We start from the raw sequence: 9,245 nt of genomic DNA on the forward strand, positions 1-9,245 counted from the left end.
CCCGGCCGGGGCCGCCCCGCCCCGGTCCTCTCCGTCCCCGCTACTCCGCGGGGAACTCCATCACCGCCAGCGGTTCGCCGGTCGGCCGCGGTGAGCCGCCGGCCGGCTCCACCGTGATGCCCAGCCCCACGGCCTCCCCGACCCGGCCCTCCAGCAGCACCGCACCGGCCTCCGCCCGGAGATCCATCACACCGGCCGGGCGCATCGTGCCGTGGTCGTCGAACCACAGCTGGTAGACGCGGTCGGCGGCGAGCCGCGGCAGCCCCGACGCGAGGAACACCGCCCGGTCCTCGCCGCGCGAGACCACGGCCGTCCCGGTCGCCCCCGTACCGACCCGGCCCGTGATGCTCCGGGCGTCCGGCGCCGTCAGCACCCGCGCCAGGTCCTGCGACCGCTGCTCCGCCCGCCGGGCGTCGCTCCGCGCGTCCCGCGCCTGCTGGTACTGCCAGGCGGAGACACCGCCGAGCGCCGCCGCGGCCGCCAGACAGGCCGCGAGCAGAAACCGCGTCAGCGTCCGCCCCCCGTGCCGGGTCCCCGGCCGGCCCGGCCCGCGGGCGGAACGGCCCGGCGTCCGCGGCGGCTCCTGCCGGGTCGCGGCGGCGCGCCGCAGCACCTCCGCCCTGAGCCGCGGCGGCGGTTCCACCGATTCCGCCGAACCGATCCGGGCGGCGGTCGCGGTCAGCTCGCTCACCTCCTGCGCGCAGGCCGGGCACGCGCCCAGATGCGCCTCGAACGCCGCCCGGTCCTCCTCCGGCAGCGCGTGCAGGGCGTACGCGCCCGTCAGCGTGTGCAGCTCGGTGCCGCCGCGGCGGCCGGTCGCGCGCCGCTTCACGCCGGCACCCCCAGGCAGTCGCGCATCCGGATGAGCCCGTCGCGCATCCGCGTCTTGACCGTGCCCAGCGGCGCGCCGAGCAGCTCGGCGACCTCCCGGTACGTCAGCCCCCGGTAGTAGGCCAGCGTCACCGACTGCCGCTGGAGTTCGGTCAGGCCGCGCAGACAGCGCCGCACCTGCTCCCGCTCCAGCCGGTTCTCCACCTGTTCCGTCACCTCGTCGAACGCCGGTGTCCGGTCCAGCAGCGCGGCCCGGAACTCCCGGTCCACCGAGGCCTGCGTGGCACGCACCCGGTCGACAGCGCGGCGGTGGGCGAGCGTGAGCACCCACGCCATCGCGCTGCCGCGCTCCGGCCGGAAGCGGCCCGCGCCGCGCCAGACCTCCACCAGCACCTCCTGCGCCACCTCCTCGGCCTGCGCGGGATCGCGCAGCACCCGGCGCACCAGCCCGAGGACCGGGCCGGCCACCAGCTCGTAGAGCCGGGCGAACGCGTCCTGGTCGCCGCGGGCGACCAGTTCCAGCAGCTCGTCCGGGTCGGGGCCCGGGACCGGTATGCCGCCCAGGAACACCGTCTCGCTCACGTGGCCGCGCCCCTGGCGCGCCGTGCCGGCGCCCTCGGGGTGCGGTCGCCGGCAGGAGCCGTTCCACTCATCTCGTCCTCCAGAATCCCGACAGTCCGACTCGGACCTCACCGGTGCTTCGGAGCCGGGGGCCATACGGATGGGTCCGGCCACGGATCCTTGCGGAACCGGCAAAGAAGTTTCGCCGTGCGGCCGGTGCCGGGGCATCCTGCGTGCGAGGCGGGCCCCGCGGCCCGTACCCAGGCGACCGGTGAACCGGAGGCAGCAGAGCATGACCCACGCGACCCACCACCATCACCCGCACGGCGGCGCGCACGACGGTTCGCAGGACAGTACGGAGATGGACTGGGAACGACTCGGCCCCTACCTCGAACAGGAGGCAGAGATCGAGGAGCCGGTGCTGGAACAGGCCGCCCAGTGGCTGCACGAACTGCTCGCGCCCACCCGCATCCTGGACCTCGGCAGCGGCCCCGGCGTCGCCACCACGCTGTTCGCCCGGGTCTTCGCGACCGCCGAGGTCACGGCCGTCGACGGCACCCGGGCGCTGCTGGACCGGACCCTGGCCCGGGCACACCGGCTCGGGCTCGGCCGCCGCGTCGACACCCGGCTCGCCGAACTCCCCGACGCCCTCGACCCCGGGACCGTGGGCCGGGGCGACCTGGTCTGGGCGAGCAAGTCGCTGCACCACGTCGGCGACCAGCGGGCCGCCGTACGGGCCGCGGCGGAACTCGTGCGGCCCGGCGGTGTCCTCGCCGTCGCCGAGGGCGGGCTGCCGGAGCGCTGGCTGCCGCGGGACACCGGCACCGGTCGGCCCGGCCTGCAGGCCCGGCTGGACGCCGTCACCGAGGACTGGTTCACCGCCATGCGGGCCGAACTGCCCGGCGCCCGGGACGAACCCGACGACTGGCCCGCGCTGCTCGCCGCCGCCGGGCTGGAGCCGGTCGGCAGCCGGACGTTCCTGCTCGACCTGCCCGCGCCGCTGGACGCCGCGGTGCGGGAGCATCTGTGCGAGCGGCTGGCGCGGGTGCCGGAGATGGCGGGGGACCGGCTCGACGCCGAGGACCGGGCGGCCGTCGAACGGCTGCTGGACCCGGACGACGAACTCGGGCTGCGCCGCCGGCCCGACGCGTTCCTGCTGCGCGCCCGTACCGTGCACGTGGCCCGCCGGGTGGAGGACGGCGCGGAGGCCTGAGCGGCGCCTCGCGTGGCCGGGTGCCCGGCAGCCGGAAGCGCCGCACGCCCGGGCGGGCCCCCGCTGCCGACGGCGGGGCCGGGGTGCCGGCCGTCCCGAAGGCCGAGGAGGCCGTGGGGCGCCGTGGGAGGCCGCGGGCGCCAGGGGAGGCCGTAGGACACCGGGGGTCGCCGGGGGACGCCGTGGGCGCGCCCGTCCCGGGGGCCGAGGACACCCCCGGGCCCGCGTCTCAGCCGGGCAGCTCGGCGAACGCCCCGTCCCGCGCCAGCCGCTCCAGTTCGTCCAGCGCGGCCCGCGCCGCCTCCGCGGCGGCCGGGTCCCGCTGTTCGAGACCGCTCTCGGCGAACTCGTCCTCGTCCAGCCGCAGCACCGTACGCCGGTCGGCCGACTGCCACAGGTCCAGGTCGAGATCCGTGACGACGAGCACGCCGTCCGCCACCCGGGCGGGCCGGGTCACGTCGCAGTACCAACCTTTGAGCGTGCCGTCGGCGGCGCGGACCTCCTTGACGGAGTACCAGCGGTCACGCCAGTAGTGCTCGGTGAAGAGGTCCCCGCGCTCGAACCGGACGAACCCGAAGTCGCGCACGGGCGGACCGGCCCAGGGGGCGCGCACGACGACGTGCGTGCCGTCGTCCAGGACGACGTCCGCGGGATAGCGCACGTCGGGGCGCGGTGCCTTGTCCAGCCGCACCGTCACCTCCCGCCCCGGCACGAGCCGTACGCCGTCTCCGCCGCTGCCCGCGTCCGCTCCGCTGCCCGCGTCCGCTCCGGTGTCCGTCATGCCGCTCCCGCTCCTCGTGTCGTACGCCCGGCCCGTACGCGCCGCCGCTTTCGGTCCGCCGGTGCGCGCCCGCCGGCCACTCTTCCCGTCCGCGGCCACCGGTGCCAGCCGTTTACCGGAAGGGCGCCGGGTCAGCGCGCCGTCCCCGCGCGCAGCTCGGCGGTGTGCTGGGCGGCGAGCCGGACGGTGGCGTTCGCGGCCCCGTAGCCCCGGTAGCCGCCGGTGCGCTGGACGAGTTCGAAGAAGACCCGGCCGACGGTGGCCGTATAGCAGTGGTAGAACTCGCCGTACTCGTCCCGGTCGTAGAGGATGTCCAGCTCGCGCAGCGTGTCGAGGTCGCCGGGCGGGAAGTCGTACCGGGCGTCGAGGTCGTTGTAGTAGTTGCCGGGCACGGGCAGCAGCGCGCCGCCCCGCTCCCGCACCCGGCGGGCCGTGGCGACGATGTCGCCGGTGGCCAGGGCGACGTGCTGCGGCCGGGTCTCGCGGCCGCCGGGGCCGGGCGCCACGTTCAGGGCGATCCGCAGCGTGCCCCCGGAGTTGGCGACCGCCCTGCTGCGGAAGAGCCCGTACGGGTCGGCCAGGTCCATGCTCTCGTCGGGTCGCAGCCCGAGCACGCTCCGGTAGAACAGCGAGGCCTCGTCGAAGTGGTGCCAGGGCTGGGTGAGCGCGACATGGTCGATGCGGGTGACGCCGTGCGCCGCCCCGGGGCCGCCCCCGTCCGGCGCGCCGGGGTCGTCCGTGAAGTCCGTACGCCAGTCCGGGTGTCCGGGCCGGCCGGTGCGGCAGAAGAACAGCTCGGTGCCGTCGGGCGCGGCCACCGCGTCCAGCTGCGCGTCCCGCGGCGCGCGGCGCCGGGGCAGCACCGGGGCCAGCAGCGACTCGGCGCGCCGCACGGCGGCCGCCGGGTCCGGGGTCTCCAGGCCGAGCGCGGCGAGCGCGGGACCCTCGCGGCGGTCGGCGCCCGCGGCGTTGAGCAGGACACGGGCCTCGCCCTGCTCCCACAGCTCCACCGGCTTCCCGGTGTGCCGCCCGGTGCGGGCGAAACCGAGGGCGCCGAGCAGGGCGCGCAGCGGCTCGGTGTCGGCGGCGGCCAGTTCGGCGAACGCGACGCCCGAGGGCACGACCGGGGCCGGCGGGCTGGCGATCCCGGCGGACTCCTCCAGGCTGAGCAGCGAGCGCATCGCGTCGACGGCCGTCCGGCCCGCGTCCGCCTGCCGGAAGACATCGTTGAACACCTCCAGGGACAGCGGGCCGCGATAGCCCGCCCGGACCGCGCGGGCGGCCAGTCCGGCCACGTCGAAGCCGCCCTGGCCGGGGAAGCAGCGGTAGTGCCGGCTCCACTGGAGCACGTCCATGGCCATCAGCGGGGCGTCGGCCAGCTGGAGGAAGAAGATCTTCTCGCCGGGGATGTCCTCGATGCCGCCCGGGTCGGAGCCCCGGGAGAGGATGTGGAAGCTGTCGAGGCAGGTGCCGAGCGCCGGGTGGTCCGCCGCCTCGACGATGCGCCAGGCGTGGTCGTAGGTGTTGACGCGGCGGCCCCAGGCGAGCGCCTCGTAGGCGATCCGGATGCCGTGCGCCCCGGCCCGTTCGGCGAGCAGCCGCAGCTGGGCGGCGGTGAGGTCGTCGTCCTCGGGAGCGTCGGGCGAGGTGCTGGAGCAGACCAGGAGCAGATCGGCGCCGAGCTGCTCCATCACCTCGAACTTCCGTTCCGCGCGCCGCAGACTGCCGGCCAGTGCCTTCTCGGACGTGCTCTCGAAGTCGCGGAACGGCTGGTAGAGGTCGATGGTCAGGCCGAGGTCGGCGGCGCGGTCCCGGATGTCGCCGGGGCCGAGCGGGGCGGCGATCAGATCGTTCTCGAAGATCTCGACCCCGTCGAAACCGGCCGCGGCGACCGCGGTGAGCTTCTCCGGGAGCGAGCCGCTCAGCGACACCGTGGCGATGGATTTGCGCATGGGGGGTTCCTCACTGGGCGGGGCCGGCGGCGAGCGCGGCGAAGTCGTCGAGCATGTCCTCGGTGTGCGGCTCGTGGCCGGTGAACAGGCGGAAGGCGTCGGCGGCCTGGAAGACGGCCATGCCGCCGCCGTCGAGGGTGCGGCAGCCCAGGCCGCGGGCGCGGGAGAGGAGTTCCGTCTCCAGCGGCCGGTAGACGACCTCGGCCACCCACAGGTCCGGGCGGAGCAGCGCGGCGGGGAGGGGCAGCCCGGGGTGGGCGGCCATGCCGGTGGGCGTGGCGTGCACCAGGCCGTCGGCGCCGGCGAGCACGGCGGGCAGCCCGGAGAGGGCGGCGGCCGCGGCGCGGCCGGGGCCGAACCTCCGGTTCAGGGCGTCGGCGAGTGCCCCGGCGCGGTCCGGGTCGGCGTCGGAGACGGTCAGCCGGTCGGTGCCGAGGGTCAGCAGGGCGTGCCCGACGGCCGCGCCCGCGCCGCCCGCCCCGAGCTGGACGACACGGTCGGTGGGCGCCCCGGGGAGGCCGCGGGCGAAGGACTGTGCGAAGCCGGTGACGTCGGTGTTGTGCCCGGTGCTCCGGCCGCCGGCGAAGACGACGGTGTTGACGGCGCCGAGTGCCTCGGCCTCCGGGGCGAGCGCGTCAAGGTGCTGGATCACCAGCTGCTTGCAGGGGTGGGTGATGTTGAGCCCGTCGAAGCCGACGGCGTGCGCGGCCCGCACCAGGCGGCCGGCCGACTCGGGCCCGCCGCCCAGCACGTCGAGGTCGAGCGTGCGGTAGAGCAGCCGCAGTCCGTGGCGGTCGGCCTCCCGCTCGTGCAGGGCCGGGCTGAGCGAGGGGCCGATGCCGGACCCGACGAGTCCGGTCAGATACGACGGTGGAGTCACCGTTCCGCCGGCCGGCCCGGCCGTCGTCGTCACGGGCGCGGGCTTCATCGGGCGTCCTCCAGGAGCCGGGCGAGATGGGTGAGCGCGAGGGAGTAGCCGTGGGCCCCGGCGCCGCAGATGACGGCGTCGGCGACCCCGGAGACGTAGGAGTGGTGGCGGAACGGCTCGCGCCGGTGGATGTTCGACAGGTGCACCTCCACCACGGGCACGCCTGCGGCGGCCAGCGCGTCGCGCAGGGCCACGGAGGTGTGGCCGTACCCCGCCGGGTTGATCACGATGCCGCGGTGCGCGGTCCGCGCCTCCTGCACGGCGTCGGTCAGGACCCCCTCGTGGTTGCTCTGCCGGAAGTCGGCCCGCAGCCCGAGCCCGGCGGCGGTGGAGTGGCACCGCGCCTCGATGGCGGCGAGGGTGTCCCGGCCGTATATCCCGGGCTCGCGCACGCCGAGCAGGTTGAGATTGGGACCGTTGAGGACGAGTACCGGGTGGCCGGAGGGCGGGGCCGCCTGGTCGGTGCTGGGATTCATGGGGACCTTCGCGTACTGGCCGGATGGTTCGTTGCGCCCGCCACACGGGCCCGGTCGGGGACGGGGTCAGGCGGGGACGGATTCCGCGGTGTCCGGCCGGCCCGATCCGGGCGGCCGCTTCAGGCCCAGCTCGGCCGTCGGCACCCGGTGCGTCTCCCGGGCGGTGGCCACCGCGATCGTGGTGACGGCGCAGACCGCGGCGGTGAAGACGGCGACACCGAGCCAGCCCTCGCCGTCCGGGCCGGCGATCCGCTCGGCCAGGGACACCGCGAATCCCGCCACGGCGAAGCCGATCTGGGTGCCGATGGCCATGCCGGACAGCCGGACCCGGGTGCTGAACATCTCGCCGTAGAGCGAGGGCCAGATGCCGTTGGCCGCGCTGTAGACGACACCGAAGAAGACGATGCCGGTCAGGAAGATCAGCGGGTAGCTGCCGGTGGTGAGGGCCCACAGGTGGACGAAGACCATCACGGCCGAGCCGATGGCCCCGGTGAGGAACACGGGTTTGCGCCCGATCCGGTCCGACAGCCGTGCCCACAGCGGGATGGCCGCCAGGGCCGCCGTGTTCGCCAGGACGCCGACCCAGAGCATCGCCTCCTGGTCGAGGCCGACGGCGTCGCTGGTGGCGTAGGAGAGGGTCCAGACGGAGAAGATCGTGGAGACCGTCGCGATGAGCGCGGCCGCGACGACCCGCAGCACGTCGGCCCAGTGGTGGCGCATCAGTTCGGCCAGCGGCAGCTTCGCCACGCCGTCGTTCGCGGCGGCCCGCTCGAAGGCCGGGGTCTCCTCCAGCCGGCGACGGATGACATGGCCCGCGACGGCGACCACGGCGCTCAGCAGGAACGGGATGCGCCAGCCCCAGCTGTAGAGCTGCTCGTCGGGAAGGGCCGCGACCGGGATGAAGACGAGGGTGGCGATGATCTGGCCGGCCTGGGTGCCGTTCAGGGTGAAGCTCGTGTAATAGCCCCGCCGGTCCTCCGGGGCGTGTTCCAGCGTCATCGAGTTGGCGCTTGCCTGCTCGCCGGCGGCCGACAGGCCCTGGAGGACGCGCATCAGCACGAGCAGCACGGGGGCCGCGGTCCCCACCTGCGCATAGCTGGGCAGACAGCCGATGACGAACGTCGACAGGCCCATCAGGATCAGCGTGAACACCATGATCTTCCGGCGGCCGAGCCGGTCGCCGAAGTGCCCGAGGATCAGCGCGCCGACGGGACGGGCGGCGTACGCGACACCGAAGCTCGCCAGCGAGACCAGCGTCGCGGTGGCGGGGTCGTCGGGGTCGAAGAAGACGTGCGGGAAGACCAGGGCGGCGGCGCTGCCGTAGATGAAGAAGTCGTAGTACTCCAGGGCGCTGCCGACCCAGGCGGCGAGCGCGGCCTTGCGGGGCTTGCCGGCGGGGGGCGGGGGTGGTGCGGATGAGTCGGTCGTGCGAGCGGACACGCGTGCTCCTCCGGGAACGGAGACCGCCTCCCCGCTCGGGGGAGGACGGGCCTGACGGGACGACGAGGGGCGCCGGAAACCGCTCGCCGGACGGGGGTGACCGTAGGGGAAGGCGGGCACGCGGCTAATTAACGTACTGGTTAGTTCATTGTTTCGGCGATCGTGCTGCCTGGCGCGGGGCACTGTCAAGGGATCCGGCCGAGACTTTCCGGCCACCACGGACGTGCGGAATCCCGGCGGTGCGGTGTCGGGCGCGCGGGCCCGCGCGAGCGGTGCGGGCGGCGGGGGCGGCGTCCGGGGCGTGCCGGATGTGCCGGACGCGCCGGACTGCTGTGCCTGACGTGCCGGACGTGCTCGACGCGCACGCGGACGTGCGGGGGAGGCGGGGGGCGTCACCGCCCGGCGGCGCCGCCCCCGGTCAGATACGCGATCACCATGTCACCGAGCATCGTGCGGTAGTGCTCCCGCCGGTCCCCGGCCGTGAGGTCCCGGCCGAAGAGAGCGCCGAACGTGTGCCGGTTGGCGACCCGGAAGAAGCAGAACGAACTGATCACCGCGTGCAGGTCCACGGCGTCCACGTCCGCGCGGAACAGGCCCTGCGCCCGGCCCTCCGCCAGGATCCGGCCGATGATCTCGATCGCCGGGGAGCTGAGCTCGTCCAGCGTCGGAGAGGCGGTCATGTGCTCCGCCTCGTGGATGTTCTCGATGCTGACCAGCCGGATGAAGTCCGGGTGCGCCTCGTGGTGGTCGAAAGTCAGCTGTGCCAGCGAGCGGATCGCGGAGACCGGGTCCAGATGACCGACGTCGAGCTGCTGCTCCTGCTGCCGGATGACGGCGTAGGCGCGCTCCAGTACCTCGGTGAACAGCTGTTCCTTGTTGCCGAAGTAGTAATAGATCATCCGCTTGGTGGTCCGGGTGCGTGCGGCGATCTCGTCGATCCGCGCCCCCGTGTAACCCAGCCGCGCGAACTCCGCGGTCGCCACCTGGAGGATCTCCGCCCGGGTCCGCACCGCGTCGCGCTGCCGCCCCGGAGGCCTGGTGGGCGGTGGTACGGCGGTCATGC

Annotated in this window: 9 protein-coding genes; 1 reads left to right on the top strand and 8 read right to left on the bottom strand. The window is 75.0% G+C overall.

Going from position 1 to position 9,245, the window contains the following annotated elements:
• Positions 1 to 40 precede the first annotated feature (40 nt).
• Entirely contained in the window at positions 41 to 832 is a 792-nt protein-coding gene (locus tag GCU69_RS08135; RefSeq protein ID WP_098754405.1) for an anti-sigma factor, read from the bottom strand.
• Positions 829 to 1,413 (bottom strand): sigma-70 family RNA polymerase sigma factor, encoded by a 585-nt coding sequence (locus tag GCU69_RS08140; RefSeq protein ID WP_098754406.1) that lies wholly within the window; start codon positions 1,411 to 1,413, stop codon positions 829 to 831. The genes GCU69_RS08135 and GCU69_RS08140 overlap by 4 nt, the downstream gene beginning before the upstream one ends.
• Positions 1,414 to 1,684: 271 nt before the next feature.
• Between GCU69_RS08140 and GCU69_RS08145 the strand changes: the two genes are divergently transcribed.
• Entirely contained in the window at positions 1,685 to 2,605 is a 921-nt protein-coding gene (locus GCU69_RS08145) for a class I SAM-dependent methyltransferase (RefSeq protein ID WP_098754407.1), read from the top strand.
• Positions 2,606 to 2,834: 229 nt separating this feature from the next.
• Here the strand turns inward: GCU69_RS08145 and GCU69_RS08150 are convergent, their stop codons facing one another.
• From GCU69_RS08150 to GCU69_RS08175, 6 genes are all read right to left on the bottom strand, one after another.
• Positions 2,835 to 3,386, bottom strand: a complete 552-nt coding sequence (locus tag GCU69_RS08150; RefSeq protein WP_156205526.1) for a DUF402 domain-containing protein — start codon at positions 3,384 to 3,386, stop codon at positions 2,835 to 2,837.
• Positions 3,387 to 3,517: 131 nt separating this feature from the next.
• Positions 3,518 to 5,338, bottom strand: coding sequence for a bifunctional sugar phosphate isomerase/epimerase/4-hydroxyphenylpyruvate dioxygenase family protein (locus GCU69_RS08155; protein ID WP_098754409.1), 1,821 nt, complete (start codon positions 5,336 to 5,338; stop codon positions 3,518 to 3,520).
• A gap of 10 nt (positions 5,339 to 5,348) precedes the next feature.
• Positions 5,349 to 6,266, bottom strand: a complete 918-nt coding sequence (locus GCU69_RS08160) for a shikimate dehydrogenase (protein WP_408055776.1) — start codon at positions 6,264 to 6,266, stop codon at positions 5,349 to 5,351.
• Positions 6,263 to 6,742, bottom strand: coding sequence for a type II 3-dehydroquinate dehydratase (gene aroQ, locus GCU69_RS08165; RefSeq protein ID WP_156205527.1), 480 nt, complete (start codon positions 6,740 to 6,742; stop codon positions 6,263 to 6,265). Before aroQ ends, GCU69_RS08160 begins: the two co-directional genes overlap by 4 nt.
• A 66-nt stretch (positions 6,743 to 6,808) precedes the next feature.
• Positions 6,809 to 8,182 carry an MFS transporter gene (locus GCU69_RS08170; protein ID WP_156205528.1) on the bottom strand — a complete coding sequence of 458 codons (1,374 nt, stop codon included), beginning with the start codon at positions 8,180 to 8,182 and terminating at the stop codon, positions 6,809 to 6,811.
• Positions 8,183 to 8,574: 392 nt separating this feature from the next.
• Complete coding sequence (locus tag GCU69_RS08175; protein WP_098754420.1) at positions 8,575 to 9,243, bottom strand: TetR/AcrR family transcriptional regulator; 669 nt, start codon at positions 9,241 to 9,243, stop codon at positions 8,575 to 8,577.
• Between the last annotated feature and the right edge of the window lie 2 nt (positions 9,244 to 9,245).

This window comes from Streptomyces lycii, from assembly GCF_009735685.1.
Lineage (GTDB): Bacteria > Actinomycetota > Actinomycetes > Streptomycetales > Streptomycetaceae > Streptomyces > Streptomyces lycii.

What these genes read in the sequence shown, in the direction of transcription:
- GCU69_RS08150 (WP_156205526.1), bottom strand. Translation starts at nt 3,386, where the DNA reads ATGACGGACACCGGAGCGGACGCGGGCAGCGGAGCGGACGCGGGCAGC.
- aroQ (WP_156205527.1), bottom strand. Translation starts at nt 6,742, where the DNA reads ATGAATCCCAGCACCGACCAGGCGGCCCCGCCCTCCGGCCACCCGGTA.
- GCU69_RS08155 (WP_098754409.1), bottom strand. Translation starts at nt 5,338, where the DNA reads ATGCGCAAATCCATCGCCACGGTGTCGCTGAGCGGCTCGCTCCCGGAG.
- GCU69_RS08145 (WP_098754407.1), top strand. Translation starts at nt 1,685, where the DNA reads ATGACCCACGCGACCCACCACCATCACCCGCACGGCGGCGCGCACGAC.
- GCU69_RS08160 (WP_408055776.1), bottom strand. Translation starts at nt 6,266, where the DNA reads ATGAAGCCCGCGCCCGTGACGACGACGGCCGGGCCGGCCGGCGGAACG.
- GCU69_RS08175 (WP_098754420.1), bottom strand. Translation starts at nt 9,243, where the DNA reads ATGACCGCCGTACCACCGCCCACCAGGCCTCCGGGGCGGCAGCGCGAC.